This window comes from Streptomyces paludis (assembly GCF_003344965.1).
GTDB classification, from domain to species: Bacteria; Actinomycetota; Actinomycetes; order Streptomycetales; family Streptomycetaceae; genus Streptomyces; species Streptomyces paludis.
Window position 1 is genome coordinate 8,084,245 of sequence record NZ_CP031194.1, and the last position, 20,458, is coordinate 8,104,702.

18 protein-coding genes and 1 pseudogene are annotated in these 20,458 nt (G+C 73.5%); 13 read left to right on the forward strand and 6 right to left on the reverse strand.

All coding sequences use genetic code 11. From position 1 onward, the window contains the following. Nucleotides 1-57: 57 nt before the first annotated feature. From DVK44_RS34885 to DVK44_RS34900, 4 genes and pseudogenes are all read left to right on the forward strand, one after another. Nucleotides 58-1,728 (forward strand): annotated as a pseudogene (locus DVK44_RS34885) (SpoIIE family protein phosphatase); the annotation flags it as partial. Between the two features lie 186 nt (nucleotides 1,729-1,914). After that, nucleotides 1,915-5,478 (forward strand): phosphodiester glycosidase family protein, encoded by a 3,564-nt coding sequence (locus DVK44_RS34890; RefSeq protein WP_408055424.1) that lies wholly within the window; start codon nucleotides 1,915-1,917, stop codon nucleotides 5,476-5,478. 9 nt (nucleotides 5,479-5,487) lie between these two features. Beyond that, nucleotides 5,488-5,712 (forward strand): hypothetical protein, encoded by a 225-nt coding sequence (locus DVK44_RS34895; RefSeq protein WP_114664605.1) that lies wholly within the window; start codon nucleotides 5,488-5,490, stop codon nucleotides 5,710-5,712. Nucleotides 5,713-5,795: 83 nt separating this feature from the next. Continuing rightward, nucleotides 5,796-6,764 carry an aldo/keto reductase gene (locus tag DVK44_RS34900; protein WP_114664606.1) on the forward strand — a complete coding sequence of 323 codons (969 nt, stop codon included), beginning with the start codon at nucleotides 5,796-5,798 and terminating at the stop codon, nucleotides 6,762-6,764. 52 nt (nucleotides 6,765-6,816) lie between these two features. Here the strand turns inward: DVK44_RS34900 and DVK44_RS34905 are convergent, their stop codons facing one another. Together DVK44_RS34905 and DVK44_RS34910 are read right to left on the reverse strand one after the other, a co-directional pair. Further along, nucleotides 6,817-7,839 carry an SCO7460 family lipoprotein gene (locus tag DVK44_RS34905; protein ID WP_162794226.1) on the reverse strand — a complete coding sequence of 341 codons (1,023 nt, stop codon included), beginning with the start codon at nucleotides 7,837-7,839 and terminating at the stop codon, nucleotides 6,817-6,819. 120 nt (nucleotides 7,840-7,959) lie between these two features. Continuing rightward, nucleotides 7,960-8,820: an NAD(P)H-binding protein gene (locus DVK44_RS34910; RefSeq protein ID WP_114664608.1), complete on the reverse strand. Its 861-nt coding sequence runs from the start codon at nucleotides 8,818-8,820 to the stop codon at nucleotides 7,960-7,962. 300 nt (nucleotides 8,821-9,120) lie between these two features. Here DVK44_RS34910 and DVK44_RS34915 point away from each other — a divergent pair, with 300 nt between their 5' ends. The 5 genes from DVK44_RS34915 (at nucleotide 9,121) to DVK44_RS34935 (ending at nucleotide 13,051) form a co-directional block, all read left to right on the forward strand. Next, the gene (locus DVK44_RS34915; RefSeq protein WP_114664609.1) at nucleotides 9,121-10,245 is read left to right on the forward strand and encodes a type III polyketide synthase; all 1,125 of its coding nucleotides are present in this window, start codon (nucleotides 9,121-9,123) and stop codon (nucleotides 10,243-10,245) included. 181 nt (nucleotides 10,246-10,426) lie between these two features. Next, nucleotides 10,427-10,957: a cupin domain-containing protein gene (locus tag DVK44_RS34920; protein WP_114664610.1), complete on the forward strand. Its 531-nt coding sequence runs from the start codon at nucleotides 10,427-10,429 to the stop codon at nucleotides 10,955-10,957. Between the two features lie 15 nt (nucleotides 10,958-10,972). Beyond that, nucleotides 10,973-11,545: a hypothetical protein gene (locus DVK44_RS34925; RefSeq protein ID WP_114664611.1), complete on the forward strand. Its 573-nt coding sequence runs from the start codon at nucleotides 10,973-10,975 to the stop codon at nucleotides 11,543-11,545. Beyond that, the gene (locus DVK44_RS34930; RefSeq protein ID WP_228447504.1) at nucleotides 11,542-12,624 is read left to right on the forward strand and encodes a PrsW family intramembrane metalloprotease; all 1,083 of its coding nucleotides are present in this window, start codon (nucleotides 11,542-11,544) and stop codon (nucleotides 12,622-12,624) included. The genes DVK44_RS34925 and DVK44_RS34930 overlap by 4 nt, the downstream gene beginning before the upstream one ends. A gap of 127 nt (nucleotides 12,625-12,751) precedes the next feature. Beyond that, nucleotides 12,752-13,051: a hypothetical protein gene (locus DVK44_RS34935; RefSeq protein WP_114664612.1), complete on the forward strand. Its 300-nt coding sequence runs from the start codon at nucleotides 12,752-12,754 to the stop codon at nucleotides 13,049-13,051. Nucleotides 13,052-13,125: 74 nt separating this feature from the next. Here the strand turns inward: DVK44_RS34935 and DVK44_RS34940 are convergent, their stop codons facing one another. Both DVK44_RS34940 and DVK44_RS34945 read right to left on the reverse strand, forming a co-directional pair. Beyond that, the gene (locus tag DVK44_RS34940; RefSeq protein WP_181957687.1) at nucleotides 13,126-14,694 is read right to left on the reverse strand and encodes an MDR family MFS transporter; all 1,569 of its coding nucleotides are present in this window, start codon (nucleotides 14,692-14,694) and stop codon (nucleotides 13,126-13,128) included. Nucleotides 14,695-14,778: 84 nt separating this feature from the next. After that, the gene (locus tag DVK44_RS34945; RefSeq protein WP_162794305.1) at nucleotides 14,779-15,492 is read right to left on the reverse strand and encodes a TetR/AcrR family transcriptional regulator; all 714 of its coding nucleotides are present in this window, start codon (nucleotides 15,490-15,492) and stop codon (nucleotides 14,779-14,781) included. Nucleotides 15,493-15,547: 55 nt separating this feature from the next. Here DVK44_RS34945 and DVK44_RS34950 point away from each other — a divergent pair, with 55 nt between their 5' ends. Together DVK44_RS34950 and DVK44_RS34955 are read left to right on the forward strand one after the other, a co-directional pair. Continuing rightward, nucleotides 15,548-16,531 carry an aldo/keto reductase gene (locus tag DVK44_RS34950; RefSeq protein WP_114664615.1) on the forward strand — a complete coding sequence of 328 codons (984 nt, stop codon included), beginning with the start codon at nucleotides 15,548-15,550 and terminating at the stop codon, nucleotides 16,529-16,531. A gap of 300 nt (nucleotides 16,532-16,831) precedes the next feature. Continuing rightward, entirely contained in the window at nucleotides 16,832-17,035 is a 204-nt protein-coding gene (locus DVK44_RS34955) for a cold-shock protein (protein ID WP_114664616.1), read from the forward strand. A gap of 342 nt (nucleotides 17,036-17,377) precedes the next feature. On the opposite strand, the gene DVK44_RS34965 is transcribed toward DVK44_RS34955, so the two are convergent. Continuing rightward, complete coding sequence (locus tag DVK44_RS34965) at nucleotides 17,378-17,974, reverse strand: histidine phosphatase family protein (protein ID WP_114664617.1); 597 nt, start codon at nucleotides 17,972-17,974, stop codon at nucleotides 17,378-17,380. A gap of 167 nt (nucleotides 17,975-18,141) precedes the next feature. Here DVK44_RS34965 and DVK44_RS34970 point away from each other — a divergent pair, with 167 nt between their 5' ends. Beyond that, a complete protein-coding gene (locus DVK44_RS34970) occupies nucleotides 18,142-18,393 on the forward strand; it encodes a type B 50S ribosomal protein L31 (RefSeq protein ID WP_114664618.1) in 252 nt (83 codons plus the stop codon). Nucleotides 18,394-18,552: 159 nt separating this feature from the next. Here DVK44_RS34970 and DVK44_RS34975 read toward each other — a convergent pair whose 3' ends face one another. Then, complete coding sequence (locus tag DVK44_RS34975) at nucleotides 18,553-19,023, reverse strand: MarR family winged helix-turn-helix transcriptional regulator (protein WP_114664619.1); 471 nt, start codon at nucleotides 19,021-19,023, stop codon at nucleotides 18,553-18,555. 179 nt (nucleotides 19,024-19,202) lie between these two features. Between DVK44_RS34975 and DVK44_RS34980 the strand changes: the two genes are divergently transcribed. Further along, entirely contained in the window at nucleotides 19,203-20,450 is a 1,248-nt protein-coding gene (locus DVK44_RS34980; RefSeq protein WP_114664620.1) for an MFS transporter, read from the forward strand. Nucleotides 20,451-20,458: the final 8 nt, after the last annotated feature.

Genomic DNA, 20,458 nt, shown 5'->3' on the forward strand with positions numbered 1-20,458 from the left:
TACCACCCCGGAGGCACTCCGCGCGTGCCGCGGGCCGATCGGTGAGAGGCTGGCCCCATGGCCGATCGGGGTGCACCACTACCGGCCGCCGCGCCGCCGGACGACTGGCCCGCCCATCCGGACCTGAGCCTCGCTCTGAACCGCATGGGCAGTTTTGACTGGGATCTCGACACCGGATCGCTGTATCTCGACCCCACCGCGCTCGCCGTGTTCGGCCTGCGGCCCGAGGAGTACACGGGCGAGCCGGCGGCCCTCGCCGACCGGATCCCGCCGCACGACGCGGCCCGCCTCAAGGCCCTGGTGGCCCGGGCGCTCAAGGAGGGGACCGCCGACTGCGGCGCGTACTTCCGCATCCGCGACCGGGACGGCACGGTCCGCTGGACGCACACCCAGGCGCACATCAGACACGACGAGGCGGGCCGGCCGCTCCGGATCATCGGCATCGTGCGCGGCGCCCGGCACGAACTGGCCGAGATCGCCGCCAGAAGCGATCTGGACGAGGACCGGCAGCGGCTGACCGGTGTGGTCGCCCGGACCACCGCGCTGCTGGCCTCCGCCGGGACCGTCGACGACGTCCTGGACATCCTGCGGGACGAGGAGGCGCTCGGGCACCTCATGGCGGTGAGCGTGATGCTCGGCGTCGTCGAGGGCGAACGGATCCGGCTGCTCGCCGAGGCCCGCTCGGGCTCCTTCGTCCCCGAGCTGCACTACACGCGGATCGCCGACCCGTACCCGATGAGCGAGGTGGTACGCACCGGACGCCCCCGCTTCCTCACCTCCCGGGCCGAGTTCCGCGCCGCCTACCCGCGGCTCTGGCCGCACATCGAACCCCTGTCGGTCGCCTCCGGCGCGTACCTCCCGCTGATCGTCGAGGCCAGGCCGATCGGCGCGCTCGGACTGCTCTACCCCCGGCCGGGCGGCTTCCACGAGGAGGAGCGCAATCTGCTGGTCGCGCTGAGCGGCGGGATCGCGCAGAGCCTCCAGCGCACCCGGCTCTACGAACAGCAGCACGATCTCGCCGAGGACCTCCAGCAGGCGATGCTGCCCCGCCACATCCCGGCCGTCCGGGGCGCGCGGACGGCCGTACGGTACCGCTCCGCGCGGATCGGCCGCAGCGTCGGCGGCGACTGGTACGACGTACTGCCGCTGCCCGGCGGGCGGGTGGGGCTGACGATCGGCGACGTCCAGGGCCACGACACCGACGCGGCCGTGGTGATGGGCCAGTTGCGCATGGCGCTGTGGGCCTACACCGCCGAGGGCCACCCGCCGGACACCGCGCTGGCCCGTGCCTCGGTCCTGCTCGGCCGGCTGGACACCGACCGCTTCGCGACCTGCACCTATGTGGAGGCCGATCTGCGCACCGGAGAGCTGCGGATCGTGCGCGCCGGGCATCTCGACCCGCTGGTACGGCGCGCCGACGGCAGCTGCGAGTGGCTGCCCACCGCCGGCGGACTGCCGCTCGGGCTCTCCGCCGAGTTCGCCGGGCCCGGCGGGATCAGCTACCCGGTCACCCACGGGACGCTCGCGCCCGGCGACACGATCCTGCTCTGCACCGACGGCCTGGTGGAGGAGCCGGGCACCGACCTGGGCGACAGCCTGGAGGTGCTCCGCCGCCGCGTCCTCGACGGCCCGGCCGGGCTCCCGGAACTGGCCGACCGGCTCTTCGCGGCGGTGGTGGAACGCGACGGCGACGACGACCGGGCGCTGCTGCTCCTGCGCAGGAACGGGCCCGGCACGGACTGAGAGCCGCCCTTCGGCCCCCTCACCGCGTGTTCTCCCCGGCCTTTGCCCGGACGCCTGGTTCATTGCTCTGTGCGCGGCCACGGTGGCCGCCGGGCGTGCCGGGGAGAAGTCGTGGACAGAGCGGAAGCCGCGCGGACGATTCCGTACCACCCGGTCCCGGCGCGGGGGCTGGTGGCGCGGACCGCCGTACTGGCCACGGCCCTGACCGCGCTGCTGGCGGGGACGCTCGCGTCGGCCCCCGGCGCGGTCGCCGACTCCGGGGTTGACCCGCGGCCCCGGAGCGCGGCGGAGGCGCTTCGGCCGGTCGCGCCGCCGCCCGCGAGCGCCGGCGCGGGCGCGCCGCGCGCCCCCGGGGCCGCCGAGGACGGCGCCGACGGGATCGAGACCGCGCGCTCCTCCCGGCCCGTCGCCCCCGGCGTCCGGCTCACCTCGTACGACCGCCTCGAAGCCGGCGCGTGGCTGCGCGTGCACACCCTCGCCGTGGATCTCGCGGCCGGCGCGGGCGTCGACCATCTCTCCACGGGGCGCGTCTCGGACCGCCGCCCGGTCTCGGAACTCGCCGCCGGGCACGACCCGGGGCCCGGCCGCCGTACGGTCGCCGCGATCAACGGGGACTTCTTCGCCATCAACGAGTCGGGCGCGCCGCAGGGCCCCGCCCTCGCGGCCGGCCGCCTCGTCCAGTCGGCGGGGGCGGGCGCCGAACGGGCCGTCGGTATCGGCCCGGGGAACGCGGGCCGTCTCCTGCGGCTCTACTTCGACGGTACGGTGACGCTCCCCTCGGGCCCGCGTCCGCTCGCCGCGTACAACGCGGCCAGGGTGCCCGCAGGCGGTATCGGCGCCTACACGGCCGGCTGGGGCGCCGCCGACCGCGCGTTCACCGTGGACCGGGCCGCCCCGGTCACCGAGGCGGCCGTACGGGACGGCCGGGTCCGGTCCGTGACGGACCGTCCGGGCACGGGCCCCGTCGAGCCGGGCACCACCGTCCTCATCGGCCGGGAAGCGGGCGCGCGGGCGCTCGCCGCGCTGCGGCCCGGTGACCCCGTCGCGCTGGAGTACCGGCCGCGCACCGACGGCGGGCCGCTGCCCCGGACCGCTGTCGGCGGCCGTGAGCTGCTGGTGGTGGACGGTGTGGCCCAGCGCCACGAGGGCGAGGGCAACAACACCGCCGCGTCGCGCACCGCCGTCGGCTTCTCCCGCGACGGCTCCCTGATGCAGGTGATCACGGTCGACGGCCGGCAGGCCGACAGCGGCGGGGTCACCCTGACCGAGCTGGGGCTGATGATGCGCCGGGCGGGCGCCCACAACGCGCTGAACCTCGACGGCGGCGGCTCGGCCACCCTCGTCGCCCGCGCCCCCGGCGGCACCGCCCTGAGCGTCGTGAACAGCCCGTCCGACGGCGGCGAGCGCCCGGTCCCCAACGGGCTCGCCATCACCGCCCCGGCCGGCGGCGGACGCCTCGCGGGCTTCCGCGTCGAGACCCGTACGCCCCCGGCCGGTGCGCCGACCGCCGACCCCGTGAAGGGCGGCCACCCGGAGCGGGTCTTCCCCGGGCTGACGCGCCGGCTCGTCGCCACGGGCTACGACGAGACATACGGACCGGCGGCCGGAGCGCCGCGCTGGCGCGTCGTACGGCCCTCGGTGGGCCGGGTCGACGGCGGCGGGGTGTTCACCGCGCGGACCGGCGGCACCACGGAGGTACGCGCGGAGCGGGGGCCCGCCGGCGGCGGTACGGAGCTGACGGTGCTCGACCCGCTCGCCCGGCTGCTGCCGACCACCGAGCGGGTGGCCCTCGCCGACGCGGCGGCGACCGGCACCTTCGGCTTCGTCGGTCTCGACGCGCACGGCGCCAGTGCCCCGGTCGAACCCGCCGACGTCACACTCGACTACGACCGCGCGCTGTTCTCCGTGGCCGACGACGGACACGGTTCCTTCACCGTACGGGCCCCGGCCGGCGGCGCGGGACGGATCACGGCGACGGTGGCCGGAGTCACGGCCGTCCTGGCGGTCACCGTCGGACTCGAAGAGCGGCCGGTGGCCGGCTTCGACGACGCGGCCTCCTGGACCTTCCGCCAGGCGCGCGCGGCCGGTTCGGTGTCGGCCACCCCCGACGGGCACACCGGCCCCGGGCTCACCCTCACGTACGACTTCACCCGGTCCACCGCCAACCGCGCCGCCTACGCGTACCCGCCGAGGCCGCTTCCGGTGCCGGGGCGTCCGCAGTCCTTCACGCTCTGGATCAAGGGAGACGGCCGGGGCGCCTGGCCCACGCTGCACCTCAAGGACGCGGCCGGCTCGGACCAGTTGCTGCGCGGCCCGTACCTCACCTGGACCGGCTGGCGGCGGGTGACGTTCGCCGTACCCCCGGTGGCCGCCGCGCCGCTGAGCATCGAGCGCTTCTATCTCGCGGAGACCGCCGCCGACCGCCAGTACTCCGGCGCGGTCACCGTGGACGAGCTGACGGCGTGGGTACCGCCCGCCGTGGAACTGCCCGGACCGGACCGCCCGGCCGGTCCGCTGATCGGTACGGCGGCCCGCACGGCGAGCCGCGACTGGCGGTTCGCGCTGATGTCCGACGCGCAGTTCGTCGCCCGGGACCCGGACAGCGCGATCGTGGCGCGGGCCCGCCGCACCCTGCGCGAGATCCGGGCGGCGAAGCCGGACTTCCTGATCGTCAACGGCGATCTCGTGGACGAGGGCGCGCCCGAGGACCTCGACTTCGCCCACGCCCTGCTGACGGCGGAGCTGGGGGACGCGCTGCCCTGGTACTACGTACCGGGCAACCACGAGGTGATGGGCGGTTCCATCGACCGGTTCGTGGCGCGCTTCGGTCCCGCCCAGCGGGTCTTCGACCACCGCGGCACCCGGCTCCTGACGCTCGACACCTCCCGGCTGACCCTGCGCGGCGGCGGTCTCGCCCAGATCCGGGCGGTACGCGACCAGCTCGACGCGGCGGTCCGGGACGACCGGGTGGGCGCGGTCCTCGTCGTCACCCACGTACCGCCGCGCGATCCGACCGGACAGCGGGCCAGTGAGCTGGGGGACCGCAAGGAGGCGGCCCTGCTGGAGCGGTGGCTCGCGGACTTCCGCCGGACGACGGGCAAGGGCGCCGCCCTCATCGGCGGCCACGCCGGGGTGTTCGACGCCTCGCGGGTGGACGGGGTGCCGTATCTGGTCAACGGCAACGCGGGGAAGGCCCCGGCGGGACCGGCCGGCCGGGGCGGCTTCACGGGCTGGTCGCTGGTCGGGGTGGACCGGGTGACCCGTGCGCGGTGGACGGACGCGCGGCTGCGGCCGTGGCGCGGCGGGCCCGACTGGCTCTCCGTACAGACGCGGGCGCACACGGACGGGCTGACCCTGACGGCGCCGCCGGTCCTGGCGGCGGGCGCGGACGCGCGCGTCACGGCGACGGTCACCCAGGGGACCGGCGCGGACGCGCGGGCGGTACCGGCGGCCTTCCCGCTCAGCGCCGACTGGACCGGCTCCCGCTCCCTGCGTATCGGCTCCCGGAGCGGTGCCCGCCCGCACCACACGGCGGTCTTCGACCCGGCCACCGGCATCCTCACCGCGCTGCGCCCCGGCCGGGTCACGCTGGCGGTGACGGTCGGCGGCGTGACCCGGCGGGCGGACATCCGGATCGCGGCGACTTCGGAACGGGGCGTCCCGCGCCCGCCCGATACTTTGGTCGGCCCGCTCGCTGCCGATGGCCGATTGCGGCTCCTGACAAGCCGTTTCTAGCCTTCACGGGTGAAGACCTTCCTCGGATTCCTGTCCTTTCTTCTGCTCTCCCAAGGAGTGGGTGGCGTGCTGTACGAGTTGACCGGCGGCTGGTTCAGGCTCTGGTCGGTGGTGTCACGGAACGACCTCTTCGACGGGTACGAGACCGCGGTGAGCATCGCCCTGATCGTGGCGGGCATCGCGGTGGGCGCGGCGGCCTCGGCGGTGTCCACGGCCCGCAGGGGCCGGGTGTAGCGCGGGCGGCCCCCGGGCGGCGGCGGTACGTTGAAGCGACGGGCGCGAGACCGGTTCACCGCGAGCGGAAGGGCGTTCCCCTCATGAAAACCGTGGCACTCGGATCGCAGGGCCTCACCGTCTCCGCCGAGGGGCTGGGCGCGATGGGCATGAGCGTCTGGTACGGCCCGCGCGACGAGCGGGAGGCCGTCGCCACGCTCAACCGGGCCGTGGACATCGGGGTCACCTTCATCGACACGGCCGAGGCGTACGGCCCGTTCGAGAACGAGAAGCTGATCGGCCGCGCCCTCGGCAAACGACGTCACGAGATCACCCTCGCCACGAAGTTCGCCACCGAGTTCGACGACGACGGCACGGCCCACGGGCTCAACGGCGGTGCCGCGTACGCGCACCGCGCGGTGGACCGCTCGCTGCGCCATCTCGGTACGGATGTCATCGACCTCTACTACCTGCACCGCGTCGACCCCCGGGTGCCGGTGGAGGAGAGCGTCGGGGCGATGGCCGAGATGGTCCGGGCCGGGAAGGTCCGCCACATCGGGCTCTCGGAGGCCACCCCCGACCAGATCCGCCGGGCCCACGCGGTCCATCCGCTGACCGCGCTCCAGTCGGAGTATTCGCTGTTCAGCCGGGACGTGGAGCACAACACGGTGCTGGCGACGGTACGGGAACTGGGCATCGGGTTCGTCGCGTTCTCCCCGCTGGGCCGGGGCTTTCTCTCCGGGAAGATCACCCGTCGCGACGACCTCGCCCCGGACGACGCCCGCCGCGGGCTGCCCCGGTTCACCGAGGAGAACATCGCGGCGAACCTGGCGGTCGTCCACAAGGTCACCGAGCTGGCCGCGGCCAAGGGCGTCACCCCGACACAGCTCACGCTGGCCTGGCTGCTGGCCCAGGACGTCGTTCCCATCCCCGGCACCAAGCGGCGCACCTACCTCGAACACAACGCGGAGGCCGCCGAGATCCACCTCGGCGCCGAGGATCTGGCGGCGATCGACGCGGCGGCGCCGCACGGCATCGCGGCGGGCGCCCGGGAGCGCCCGCCGCACACCTGACCCCGCTTCACCTCTCCCCGGCTCGTATCTTCCCGGCTGACCTCTCCCCGGCTCAGGGCTCCTCGGGGAGCCGGAGCGTCCCGTCCGGCCCTCGTACGTCGCGGATGATCCGCGGCTCTCCGACCGGATTCCCCCGCGGATCGACCGTCAGGGCGACCGCGTGATCGCCCGCGCAGCGGCGTCCGTCCGCCCGGGGCGCGTCGCAGAACGTCACATGACCGGTCATCCGGTCGACGGTCCCGGGCTTCAGCCACCAGATCCCCGAGGCCGTGCCCGGCTCGGCCGACGGCTCGACGGAGCGCAGCCAGGCACCGACCGCCTCCGTCACGGTGCTGTCGAACGCCCGGCCGTCCGCGTAGGGCCTGCTGAGGTAGGCACGCCCGGAGCGGGGATCGGCCCGGCCGTCGCGCACGGTGTACGAGGCGGTGTAGTACGGCCGCCCGGCCAGCGCGGCCAGCAGCTCGCCGCCGGACAGCCGGAGCACGGTGGGCAGCGCGGTGTTCCCGGCCGGCAGGGCGGCGGCCGCCTCGGGGGCGGCGATGTGCACGGAGACCGACCCGGTGGCGTCCGGGGCCCAGGCCGCGACACATGTCCCGAGGTCCGCGAGGATCCGGGTGACCGTGGCGTTGGCCGGCTCCGCGACCACCCAGGGGGTCCACGTACCACCACCGGGGCGCACCCCGACGACCTCGTACCCGCACCCGGCGAACGCGGCCCGCATCGCGCGCAGCGCCTCGGCCCGCTGCCGGCCGGCCGCGATCGCCTCGGCCAGCCGGGCGCCGCACTCCTCGCCGCCGCAGCCGCCGGCCTCGGCGTCGACCCGCAGCGTCACGGCCGCGTCCGGGTCGTCGGCCAGCGAGAACGTGATCTCGGACCCGGCCGCCGCCGGGAACAGGGTGCGCGCCGCGACCACGTCGAGCAGCCCGGGGTAGTGCTCCCCGGCCGCCTTCTCCGCGAGCTGCCGGTCGCTCTTCGTGGAGACCACGCCGCAGCCGCCGAGCGCCAGCGCGACCGCGCACACCAGCACCCCGCCGACCGCGCCGCCCGGCCACCATCGCTGTCGTGCACGCCCCATGATCCCGCCCCCGCTGTCCCGCCGCCGTACTGTCCGATGAGCTGACATTCGTGACGATAGGCAGCGGCCTGGGCCGGCCGGATGAGTACACCTACTCAGCTCATCGCCACCGCGGCGCGCTCAGAGCGCGCCGAACGCCCGGGCGTGGTCCCGGGCCCAGACGCGGTACGGGGTCGCCGGGCGGCCCAGAAGGCGCGTCAGATCCGGTTCCACGCCCGCCTTCGCGCCGGTGCCCTGCCGGACGGCGCTCTCCATCAGGGCGTCCGCCACCGGAGCCGGGAAGCGGGCGAGCAGGGCCCGGTGGGCCTGGTCACGGTCCAGGGGCTCCAGACGCAGCGGGCGGTTCAGTACATCGGAGAGGACGGCGAGCTGCTCGGCGGCGCCCAGGGCGGCCGGTCCGGTGAGGGCGTGTGCCCGGCCCGGGGCACCGGGGGCGGGGCCGGTGAGCGACAGCGCGGCGGCGTCCGCGATGTCGCGCGGGTCCACGGTCGCGTTGGCCGAGGCCCCGTCGAAGACCCGCACGACCCCCTCCGCGCGGATCGACCGCGCCCAGCCCAGCGTGTTGGACATGAAGGACCGCGGACGCAGGAACGTACAGCCGATCCCCGACGCCCGCAGCACCTCCTCGCAGGACCGCTGCCAGCGGGTGATCAGATCGGTCGCGTCCGGCTCGGCCACCGCCCGCGCGGACAGCTTCACCACATGGCGCACGCCCCGGGCGCGCGCCGCGGCGGCGAACCGCTCGTCGTGCTCCGGGGCCAGCGGATCGGCCGTCACCAGCAGCGCCGCCCTGACACCGGTCAGCGCGGCCGACAGACTCGTGGCATCGCCGAAGTCGCCGCCCACCACCTCGGTCCCGGGACCCGCGAGGGCCGCGGCTCGACGGGGGTCGCGGGCGAGCAGCCGGACCGGTTCGCCGGTGCGCAGCCGCCGCGCCACCAGCCCTCCGACGGTGCCGGTGACACCGGTCAACAGGATCATCGCTCGCGTCCTCCCGCGCTCTCCTCCGTACCGCCGTGTCACACCTCTGTGCGCCGCGGCCCGCCCGGCACCCCCTGAACGGACGATACGGCCCCGACCTTCCCCTACGTTCCGTAGTCGCACCGGGCGGCCCGGACGCTCCCTCAGCTGCCGCGCCCGGGCCGCGCACCGCTCGCCGGAGGGCCCGCCGGGGAGCCCGTACCCCCCTCTTCCAGCGGACCGTCCCGGGTTGCGGGGTGGTGGGCCATCCGTGAGTGTGGGCCGCAGTTCACAGTGAACACCAATGAAGGAGAGCGTGTCGTGGCGACTCTGTGTAAACCCGCGGTCTCGGTTCCCGAACATGTGATCACCATGGAGGACACACTCGCTCTCGCCCGCTCGCTCCACGCCGACCACCCGCAACTGCCCCTCGCGCTGCGGCTGATCGAGAACACCGGTGTCACCAAGCGCCATATCGTCCAGCCCATCGAGGAGACGCTCAGACACCCCGGCTTCGAGGACCGGAACGTGCTCTACGAGGCCGAGGCGAAGGCCCGGGTGCCCGAGGTCGTGCGGCGCGCCCTGGACCACGCCGAGCTGCGGCCCGCGGACATCGACATGATCGTGTACGTCTCGTGCACCGGGTTCATGATGCCGTCCCTGACCGCCTGGATGATCAACACGATGGGGTTCCCCGGCCACACCCGCCAGCTGCCGATCGCCCAGCTCGGCTGCGCGGCGGGCGGCGCGGCCATCAACCGGGCGCACGACTTCTGCCGGGCGTACCCCGGCTCGAACGTCCTCATCGTGGCGTGCGAGTTCTGCTCGCTCTGCTACCAGCCCACCGACCTCGGTGTCGGCTCGCTGCTCTCCAACGGACTCTTCGGCGACGCGGTCGCCGCCGCCGTCGTCCGGGGGGAGGGCGGCACGGGCATCACGATGGAGCGCAACGGCTCCCACCTCGTGCCCGACACCACGGACTGGATCGCCTACAGCGTCCGTGCCACCGGCTTCCACTTCCTGCTGGACAAGCGGGTGCCCACCACCATGGAACCGCTGGCGCCCGCCCTGCGCACCATGGCCGACCAGCACGGCTGGGACGCCACCGGGCTCGACTTCTACATCATCCACGCCGGCGGCCCCCGGATCCTCGACGACCTCAGCCACTTCCTCGCGGTGCCGCCCGAGGCGTTCCGCTTCAGCCGCGGCACCCTCACCGAGTACGGCAACATCGCCAGCGCGGTCGTCCTGGACGCGGTGCGCAGGCTCTTCGACGAGGGCGCCGTGGGCGACGGCGCGCGCGGTATCGTCGCCGGCTTCGGCCCCGGGATCACCGCCGAGATGGCGCTGGGACGCTGGACCTCCTCCGGGGGCGCGGTGAGCGCCGCCATGAGGGACCGCCAGATCCTGACCGGCGCGGGCCGCAGCCCGGAACGGGTGAGCTGAGCCGGGTGCGCGGCGTACGCGGGGCGTGCGGGGTGCTCGGTCCGGGCGGTCCGGGCCGGAGCCCGCTCCCGCCGCGACACACTCCGGCGGGTCCTTCGCGCCCGGTCCGGCCGGGGCGATCATGAGCGCGCGCCGAACGGGCACCGGCCGGCCGCCACCCACTCACCGTCCAGGAGACCGAATGACCCAGCTGGCGCGGCCCGAGGGACTGATCGTCCCCCCGGGCGGGGGCAACACCATCCGCACACCGGCCCAGCAGGTGACCTTCAAGGTCACCGGGGAGCACTCCCGGGTCTCCTCCAGCTTCGAGGTGATCGTGCCGCCGGGCTTCGACGTCGGCGCCCACCGGCATGTGCGCAGCGAGGAGCTGTTCTACGTACTCGACGGCGAACTGGACGTACTGGCCTTCGAACCGAGGGTACGGACCGACGACTGGCGCCACTGGGAGTCCGAGTCCGGCCTGACGGCGGTACGGGCCACCCCCGGCACCGTCATCGTCGTACCGCCGGGCTGTCCGCACGCGTTCGCCAACCGGACCGGACAGCCCGTGAAGATGTTCTTCCAGGCGTCCCCGCCCTCCGACCACGAGCGGTACTTCGAGGAGCTGCTCGACATCCTCAAGGACGGCGGCGCCCCGGACCCGGCGGCGATCGCCGATCTCCGGGTGCGCTACGACATCGAGCAGCTCACCCCGCTGCGCCACGACCCCTGAAGGGACTGCCGGCCGGTGGACACCGGACATCCGCCCCGGCGGACGGCGCCGGTCGTCGCCGTCGTCGTGCTCGTCATGGCCGCGCTGACGGCCGGCTGGCAGCTGATCGACCGGGCGCTGAACGACCGTCAGCCGCTGCCGCGCGGCGCCGTGCTGGAGCTGGGCCCCGATCCGGCCCTGCTGCGGGTGGCCGACGACGGCTGGTCGCTGAGCAAGTCGCGCAGCGACGCCGGCTCCTCGTACGTGCTGACCCGCGCCGGGGTCGAGGTGGCCGCCGTGTACGTCGGACTCACCGAGGCCGCCGGGCCCGGCGAGCTGTGGGCGGGGCTGCGCCGGGTCCAGTCCGTCGCGGACGGCGGCAGCCGGCTCGGCGCGCCGCGGGCGATCGTCGCGCGCTCCGGCGCCCGGGGCCGCACCGGGACGCTGACCAGGGACGGCCGTACGGGCACGGCCACGCTCTGGCTGCCGCCCGGCGGCGGCTACGCCGTGGAGATCACCGTCCTGGCACGGCCGGACGCCGGGGCCGGCGCGGTCCGGGCCGCCACGGCGCTGGCGCACAGCGTGTCGTTCCCCCGGCAGGGCCCGTGAGGCCCGTCGTCGCGCCGGCGCGGCCCTCGGCGTACACGGCGGTACGCGGCTCCCTGCGCCGGTGGCCGGTCGGCTGCCTCTGCGCCGTACTGTGCCTGGCGGGCTGCGCCTTCGTCGCCTTCGAGTTCGCGGCCGTCGTCCGGGTCTTCCCCGATCTCGCGTTGCTCGCCTTCGTCCTGCTGCTGTTCACGGTCGTCGTGGGCAAGGCGGCCCTGGCCCGGGTCCGGCCGTTCCGCGATCCGCCGCGCGCCTGGGCGTGGAGCGGGGTCGCCTGGGGAGCCACCGCGGCGACCGCGTGCGCCCTCGTCGCCAACGACGGGCTCCAGTCCATCTGGGCCAAGACCGCCGGAGTGGGCTTCGGCTCCCGCTGGGGAGCGGCGCTCACCGCGCCGCTCAACGAGGAACTCCTCAAGTTCTCCGGCGTCGTCCTGATCGCCCTCGTCGCCCGCCGGCTGATCCGGGGCCCGCTCGACGGGTTCTTCCTCGGCGCGTTCACCGGACTCGGCTTCCAGGCGGTGGAGAACTGGACGTACGCGATGAACGCGATCCTGGCAGGCGGCGGGGTGAACGGTGTCACCGAGGTCACCCAGTCCTTCACCACCCGGGTCCTGCTGACCGGCCTCGGCTCGCACTGGGCGATGAGCGCCGTCGCCGGGACCGGCGCCGGTGTGCTGTTCGCGCACAGCGACCGGCCCGTGCGCCGGCGGCTCGTACCGGCCGCCGCCTGTGTCCTGACGGCCATGGGCATGCACGCGCTGTTCGACGCGCCCGTGCTGGACTCCGCCGGCGGCCTCGCGGTCAAGGTCGCGGTCAACTTCCTTGTCGCCGTGGGCTTCTGCCTGGTCCTGCGCCACCGGGCCCGCCGCCGCGCCCGCGCTTTCCTGGAGTCGGCGGAGACCCCGATCGGCGTCGAACTGCTCACGCGCCGCTCCCGGCGCCGCGCCCTGGAACGGGTGGCGCCGGGCCACCGCGCCGTCGCGGCGGCGCGCGCCGCTTCCTATCTCGACATCGTCGAGGAACGGGCCGCGAACGGCGACGCTCCCGAGCGGGCGCCCGACATGAACATCATTACCAAATGATGGTCGCACCCGAATGCCGTACCGGACGGTGACGCCGTCGGCGGTTCGTCGTTACGGAGGCGAAATCAGGCCAGCAGCACCCGGAACGACCGGGTGTCACCGCCTGCCGAGGCAACTGGAGGGAACCATGACGACAACCGCGCACGCACCCCACCCGAACCACGCGCACGAGCACGGCGCGGGCTGCGGCCATGTGGCCGTCCCGCACGAGGACCACGTCGACTACGTCCACGACGGGCATCTGCACCAGGTCCACGAGGACCACGTCGACGAGTGCGAGCCGGGCGGCCACGCCCCGCACGGCGGCCACGACCACCGGCACGGCGCGGGCTGCGGCCATGTGGCGGTGCCCCACGGCGACCACGTGGACTATGTGCACGACGGACACCGCCACGCCGAGCACGAGGGCCACTGGGACGACCACTGACCGCAACGCGACCGGCCCCGGCCGCTCCCTGACGGGGGAGCGGCCGGGGCCGGGGCGTACGGCGTGGCTCTCGCTCAGCCCACCGGGGTGGCCTTGACGGGGAGGTCCTCGGCGGCGGCCTTCTCCGCCGCTTCCTCGGCGAGCCGCTCCATGCCGCTCGTCGTCTTGAGGGGCTTCTCCTTGAGGAAGACCACCGCGAGCACCGTGAACGCCGCGATGGGCGCGGCGACCAGGAAGAGTTCGGCCGTGGCCACGCCGTAGGCGTGCTCCACGATGTCCCGCATCGCCGGGGGCAGCTGCGACATGTCGGGCACGGCGTGCCCGCCGGAGCCGCCGGAGGCCGCGCCGCCCGCGTCACCGAGGCTCTTGCTCATCTCGGCGGAGACCCGGTTGGCCAGGATCGCGCCGAGCACGCTCGTCCCGATCGTGCCGCCCATGCTGCGGAAGAACGTCAGGACGGAGGTGGCGGCGCCCAGCTCCGCGGCCGGGACGTCGTTCTGCGCCACGAGGACCAGGTTCTGCATCAGCAGGCCGACGCCGATACCGAGGATGGCCATGTAGACGCTGAGCAGGGTGAAGCCCGTACCGGCGTCGATGGTGGCCAGCAGGCCCAGCCCCGCCGTCATGGTGACGGCGCCGACGATCAGATAGATCTTCCACTTGCCGGTGGAGCTGATGAGCTGTCCGGCGACGGTCGAGGAGACCAGCAGCCCGAGGATCAGCGGCAGCCCCATCAGACCGGCGACGGTGGGGGACTTGCCGAGCGAGATCTGGAAGTACTGCGAGAGGAAGACGGTGCCGCCGAACATGGCCAGACCGACCAGCAGGCTCGCGACGGTGGTGAGGCTGACCGTCCGGTTGCGGAAGATGTCCAGCGGGATGACCGGCTCGGGGACATGGGCCTCCACGTAGACCGCGGCGCCCAGCAGGGCGACTCCCGTGAGCGTCAGGGCGAACGTCTGCCAGGAGAGCCAGTCGAAGTTGTTGCCCGCCAGCGAGGTCCAGATGAGCAGCGCGCTGACGCCCGCGACGATCAGGAACGCGCCCAGGTAGTCGATCTTCACCTCACGGCGCGTCGTGGGCAGCCGCAGGGTGCGCTGGATCAGCAGGATCGCGGCCAGCGCGAACGGTACGCCGATGAAGAAGCACCAACGCCAGCCGAGCCAGGAGGTGTCCACCATGACCCCGCCGATGAGCGGTCCGGAGACCGTACCGACGGCGATGACGGCTCCGAAGATCCCGGCGTACTTGCCCAGCCTGCGGGGCGGGACGATGGCCGCCATGACGATCTGCGCGAGGGCGGTCAGCCCGCCCGCGCCGATGCCCTGGACGACCCGGCTGAAGATCAGCAGCCCCACGCCCTGCGAGAAGCCCGCGAGGAGGGAGCCCACGATGAACAGGGCCAGCGAGAGCTGGAGCAGCAGCTTCTTGTTGTAGAGGTCGGAGAGCTTGCCCCACAGGGGCACGGTCGCCGTCATGGCGAGCAGCTCGGAGGTGACGACCCAGGTGAACGCGGACTGGCTGCCGTTGAGGTCGGCGATGATCCGGGGCAGGGCGTTGGCCACCACGGTGCCGGCCAGGATGGCGACGAACATCCCCGCCATTAGCCCGGACATCGCCTGGAGTATCTGGCGGTTGGTCATGGAGGGCGGCGCCTGTTCGGGCGCCTGAGCTGAACTCACGTGTCCTTCTTCTCTCAAGACGAAAAGCGGTGGGGCACTGCGGACTCAGCCGCCGGTGGGCGGTTCCGCGAGGCCGGCGGCCAACTGGTCGAAGACGCGCCGGAAGATGCCGGAGAACGTGCCGGGCCGCCCCTGGGCGAACGAGTGCTCGACGGCGACCCGGACGGCGGTGGTGGCGACGGCGGCGAGCAGTCTCGGGTAGAGACCGAGGCCGGAGGATTCGAGCGGGCCGCACTCGACGCGGCCGTCGGCGCCGGCCCGGGAGCCGGCGCGCTCCGCCGGGCGGCCGTCGGGCACCGGACCGCCGGCGAGCCGGTCGGCGATCGCCTCGGCGAGCAGAACCTCCTCGGCGATGTGCAGCCCCAGGCCGCGCACCAGCAGATGAGGGGAGCGCTGGAGCACCTTGGCCCGCAGGCTCCAGATCTCGTGCTGCTCCTCCACATCCCTGAGTTCGGCGGCCATGGCGTCGCGGACGACGGCGAGCGCGGGCGGGCCGGCGGGCGTCTCGCGCACCGCGCGCCGTATCCGCTGCCCGGCCTCCGGGTCGAGCATGACGAACGCGTCGTCGTGGCACTCGAAGTAGTTGAAGAACGTACGCGGCGAGACACCGGCCGCCTCGCTGATCGCCTCGACGGTCACGTTCTCGGCGCCGTGCTCTGCGGCCAGCCGCACCGCGGCCTCCGCCAGCGCCGCCCGGGTGGCCCGCTTCTTGCGCTCCCGTAGCCCCGGGACCGTACCGTCACTGTTCACGTATTGCAGAGTATGCAAAAATGCAGCATCCGCAAAATTATTTTCTGCCCTTAATCTAATCCGTATGGAGCAGCGTGGTTTGGGCAGAACAGGGCGAGCGGTCTCCGCCGTCGGACTGGGAACGTGGCAGCTCGGCGCGGACTGGGGCGCGGTGACCGAACCGGACGCGTTCGCCGTCCTGGACGCGGCCGTCGAGTCGGGCGTCACCTTCTTCGACACGGCGGACGTGTACGGCGACGGCCGCAGCGAGCGGCTGATCGGCCGCTATCTGAAGGACCGGCCGGACGCCGGGGTGTACGTCGCGACGAAGATGGGCCGGCGCGCCGAGCAGCTCCCCGAGAACTACGTACTGGACAACTTCCGCGCCTGGAACGACCGTTCCCGGGCCAACCTCGGGGTGGACACCCTCGACCTCGTCCAGCTGCACTGCCCGCCCTCGTCCGTCTACTCCTCCGACGAGGTCTTCGACGCGCTCGACACCCTGGTGGCGCAGGAGCGGATCGGGGCCTACGCGGTGAGCGTCGAGACCTGCGCCGAGGCGCTGACGGCGATCACCCGGCCCGGGGTCGCGAGCGTGCAGATCATCCTCAACCCGTTCCGGACGAAGCCGCTCGAAGAGGTGCTGCCGGCGGCCCGGGCCGCCGGGGTCGGCATCATCGCGCGCGTGCCGCTCGCCTCCGGGCTGCTGTCCGGGACGTACACCGGGGAGACGGTCTTCGCCGCGGACGACCACCGCGCGTACAACCGTCTCGGCGAGGCGTTCGACCGGGGGGAGACCTTCTCGGGTGTCGACTACGGGACGGGGCTCGCGGCGGCCGCCGAGTTCGCCGGGCTGGTGGCCGGCGGCGCCACGCCGGCGCAGACCGCGCTGCGCTGGATCATCCAGCAGCCGGGCGTCAGCAGCGTCATCCCCGGCGCGCGCTCCGTCGCCCAGGTCCGCGCCAACAGCGCCGCCGCCGGACTGCCGCCGCTGACCGCGCCGGTGCTGGAGGCCGTACAGGAGCTGTACGACCGGCGGCTGCGGGCCTCGGTCCACCCGCACTGGTAGACACGCACATCCGGGGGAGCCCGGCGGGGCGACGGCGGGCGGGAGCGGCGAACGGGAGGCGGGGAGCCGTTCGCCGCTCCGATCGGGCGGCGCGACGGCAAGAGTTGGTCGTTTCTGTGGCTGTATCGCGTCGCGCCATGTAGCGTCTTGATCAGCTGTCGTGGTTCCGAAGTACCGCTCGCCCGTGACGTGCCGTTGCGGGCGTTTGTGCTGTTCAGCGTCTCTGCGGACCAGGGCGATCACCTCCGGTTCCCCGCACCGTGCGGGGAGCCTCAGCGTCCCTCGAAACGGAGACTCAACATGGCCAGCGGAACAGTGAAGTGGTTCAACTCGGAAAAGGGCTTCGGCTTCATCGCCCAGGACGGTGGCGGTCCGGACGTGTTCGCGCACTACTCGAACATCGCGGCCACGGGCTACCGTGAGCTGACGGAGGGCCAGCAGGTCAACTTCGAGGTCACGCAGGGCCAGAAGGGCCCGCAGGCGGAGAACATCACCCCCGCCTGACCCTCTCGTACGGCAGAGCGCGCAGGGCGCCGGTCCGGTGGATTTCCCCGGGCCGGCGCCCCGCTGTGTGAACTGCGTGCGGTGGGTGCGGGCGGCAGGCGCGATCAGGCCATGTGGTGATCAGGCCACGTTCTGCCGTGGCCGCGGCTCGGGGTCCCGCACGCTCTCGGGGAGCGCTAGGGCCTGTCTGACAAATAGCGCCGTCCGCCCGTAGGGCGGGGCTCGCGGCGTCTGGTGCGTGCGATCGCAAGGCGGAGGGTCGCCCCAGTACTGGACGTACTGGGGTGATCCCGACAACGCCGCGAGCGTGCGTGCCAGGCGTCGCGAGCCAGGCGGGATTTGTCAGACAGGCCCTAGGTTCCAGCCAGTGATCACCGGACGGTCGTGCTCCGTGCCGAGCCGGGACAGCGTGCCGGTGGCGAGCTGGAACAGCGCCCCGGCGGCCGGCGCGAGCCCCAGATAGCGCGCGGTGAGCACCCGCAGGAAGTGGCCGTGCGAGACGAGCGCGACATCGTCGTCCGCGGAGCGCAGCGCCTCCAGTGCCTCGTCGAGCACCCGGTCGGCGCGCCGGCCCACCTCCTCGGGGTTCTCGCCCGGCTGCTCGGGGCGGCCGGGGGTGACCCCGTCGGTCCACAGGTTCCAGCCGGGGCGCGTGCGGTGGATCTCGGCCGTCGTGACGCCCTCGTAGCCGCCGTAGTTCCACTCGTGCAGCCCGGGAGTGATCCGCTGCCGGTCGAGACCGGCCAGCTCGGCGGTGCGCCGGGCCCGGGCCAGCGGGCTGACCAGCGCGAGACCGATACGGCGTTCCGCCAGCAGCGGAGCCAGCGAGCGGGCCTCGCTCTCGCCGCGCCCGGTCAGCGGCAGATCGGTGTAGCTGGTGTGCCGGCCGGACAGGGACCAGTCGGTCTCACCGTGCCTGATCAAGATCAACTCACCCATGTGGGCCGCTCGCTTTCCGGTGCTCAGGGCTCCGTGAGCGGGGCCCGTCCTCCCAGTGTCCCCTGCCGGGGTGACCGGCGGCGCGGGGAATGCCGCTGGTGGGCGCCGTGTTATACGGGCGTACCTACCTGACGGAGACGATCTCCGTCGTAAGGAGGGAGAGAACGGTGAAGCCTCGTATCCACCCCGTCTCCCGTCCGGTCGTCTACCGCGACCGCGCGGCGGGCACCGCCTTCCTGACCCGCTCGACCGCCGACGCGGCGGAGCGCGTGGAGTGGGAGGACGGGAACACGTACCCGGTCATCGATGTGGAGATCTCTTCCGCGAGTCACCCCTTCTACACCGGCAAGGGACGCGTGGTGGACACCGCGGGGCGGGTGGAGCGGTTCGAGCGGCGTTACGGGAAGCACGACAGCTGACCCCGTAGGTCCGCCGGACGCCCGGCCCGGACCCGCAGCAGAAGATGTACGTGACAGACAGAGCCGGACAGGGGCCCGAAGAGGGCTTCTGTCCGGCTCTCCGCGTCGCGTGGGCTGCTACTTCGGCCACGTGTGTGAGCCCGCGACGGGCGGCGCCCGTCAGGCCGGAGTGGCGTCCGGACCCGGGCCCGCCTCCACGGTCCTGACCAGCGGCGCCAGCTCGGGGATCCGTGCCGCCGCGTCCAGGGCCTCGCGCAGCGCCGTGTCGTTCGTCGGCCGCGCGAGCGCGAGCAGCTCCCGGCCCGCCTCGCTGACCTCGGTGTAGATCCCGCGCCGGTCGGTCGGGCACAGGTACCGGGCGAGCAGGCCGCGGTCCTCCAGCCGGGTGACCAGGCGGGTGGTGGCGCTCTGGCTGAGCACGACGGCGTCGGCGACCTGCTTCATCTGGAGATGGCCGCCGTCGCCGTCGTGCTGCCGGCTGAGGACGTTGAGCAGCGAGTACTCGCGGACGCTGAGGTCGTGCCGGGCCTGGAGCGCGCGCTCTATGTGTCCTTCGATCCTGCTGTGCAGCAGCGAGAGCGCGCACCAGCCCTGGGCGAGTCCGGTGGGCGCGGTGTCCGCGGCGGTCATGACGTCCTCCTGCTCGGTACGGCTCGGTACGGCGTGCGTGCGACGTGCGGGGTGCGCCGTGGTGCGCTGTTCCAGGATAGGCCACCTCCGCGATATAACGCGCTTGCAATTAATCCGCGTCTGCAAGTATTGTGTGTGACGGTAAAAGGCTCACGCAATCGCTTGAAAGGTGGCACGCCATGCCCTTGGCCCTCCTCGCTCTGGCCATCGGGGCTTTCGGGATCGGAACGACAGAGTTCGTGATCATGGGACTGCTTCCCGAGGTCGCCGCCGCGTACGGCGTCACCATCCCCACGGCCGGACTGCTCGTCACCGGCTACGCCCTCGGGGTGGTCCTCGGCGCCCCGCTGATGACCGTCCTCGGCACCCGGATCTCCCGCAAGCGGATGCTGATGCTGCTGATGGTCCTGTTCGTCGCGGGCAATGTGCTCTCCGCGCTCGCGCCCACCTTCGGGGTGATGCTCGCCGGACGCGTCGTCGCCTCGCTCGCCCACGGCGCGTTCTTCGGCATCGGCGCCGTCGTCGCCGCCTCCCTGGTCGCCCCGCGCAAGAAGGCGGGCGCCATCGCCCTGATGTTCACCGGACTGACCGTCGCCAATGTCGTGGGTGTGCCGCTCGGCACCCTCATCGGCCAGAGCGCCGGCTGGCGGGCCACCTTCCTGCTGGTCGCGGGGCTTGGGGTGCTCGGCCTGGTGGGCATCGCCGCCCTCGTACCGGAACAGCCCCGTGACGGGGGCATACGGCTGCGCCACGAACTCGCGGCCCTGCGCGATGTGCAGGTGCTGCTCGCCATGGCGATGACCGTGCTCGGCTTCGGCGGGGTCTTCGCGGCGATCACCTACATCACCCCGATGATGACCCGGACCGCCGGATTCGCGGACTCCTCGGTGACCTGGCTGCTGATGCTCCTCGGGCTCGGCATGGTCGCCGGCAATCTGATCGGCGGCAGGTTCGCGGACCGCCGGCTGATGCCCCTGCTGTACGGCACGCTCGGCGCGCTCACCGTCGTTCTGGCGCTCTTCACGCTCACCGCCCACCACAAGGCCGCGGCGGCCGTCACGATCGCGCTGATCGGCGCGCTGGGCTTCGCGACCGTACCGCCGCTCCAGAAGCGGGTGCTCGACCAGGCCGCCGCCGCGCCCACGCTGGCCTCCGCCCTGAACATAGGCGCCTTCAACCTCGGGAACGCGCTGGCCGCCTGGCTCGGCGGACTGGTGATCGCCGCGGGGTACGGATACACCGCGCCCAACTGGGTCGGCGCCGCGCTCGCCGGATCCGCGCTCGTCCTCGCCCTTGTCTCCGGCGCCCTGGAACGCCGCCGTACGCCCTCTCCGTCCTCCTCTCCCCCTTCCTCTCCGGACCGTGCCGTCCCCCGCCCGGCGGCGGGCGTCCGGGCGAAGGGAGAGGTCCCGGCCCGCACCCGGTGAGCTGTCCG

Coding starts and splice junctions, on each gene's coding strand:
- DVK44_RS34900 (WP_114664606.1), top strand. CDS start 5,796: ATGAAAACCGTGGCACTCGGATCGCAGGGCCTCACCGTCTCCGCCGAG.
- DVK44_RS34905 (WP_162794226.1), bottom strand. CDS start 7,839: ATGGGGCGTGCACGACAGCGATGGTGGCCGGGCGGCGCGGTCGGCGGG.
- DVK44_RS34910 (WP_114664608.1), bottom strand. CDS start 8,820: ATGATCCTGTTGACCGGTGTCACCGGCACCGTCGGAGGGCTGGTGGCG.
- DVK44_RS34920 (WP_114664610.1), top strand. CDS start 10,427: ATGACCCAGCTGGCGCGGCCCGAGGGACTGATCGTCCCCCCGGGCGGG.
- DVK44_RS34935 (WP_114664612.1), top strand. CDS start 12,752: ATGACGACAACCGCGCACGCACCCCACCCGAACCACGCGCACGAGCAC.
- DVK44_RS34940 (WP_181957687.1), bottom strand. CDS start 14,694: ATGACCAACCGCCAGATACTCCAGGCGATGTCCGGGCTAATGGCGGGG.
- DVK44_RS34950 (WP_114664615.1), top strand. CDS start 15,548: ATGGAGCAGCGTGGTTTGGGCAGAACAGGGCGAGCGGTCTCCGCCGTC.
- DVK44_RS34955 (WP_114664616.1), top strand. CDS start 16,832: ATGGCCAGCGGAACAGTGAAGTGGTTCAACTCGGAAAAGGGCTTCGGC.
- DVK44_RS34965 (WP_114664617.1), bottom strand. CDS start 17,974: ATGGGTGAGTTGATCTTGATCAGGCACGGTGAGACCGACTGGTCCCTG.
- DVK44_RS34975 (WP_114664619.1), bottom strand. CDS start 19,023: ATGACCGCCGCGGACACCGCGCCCACCGGACTCGCCCAGGGCTGGTGC.
- DVK44_RS34980 (WP_114664620.1), top strand. CDS start 19,203: ATGCCCTTGGCCCTCCTCGCTCTGGCCATCGGGGCTTTCGGGATCGGA.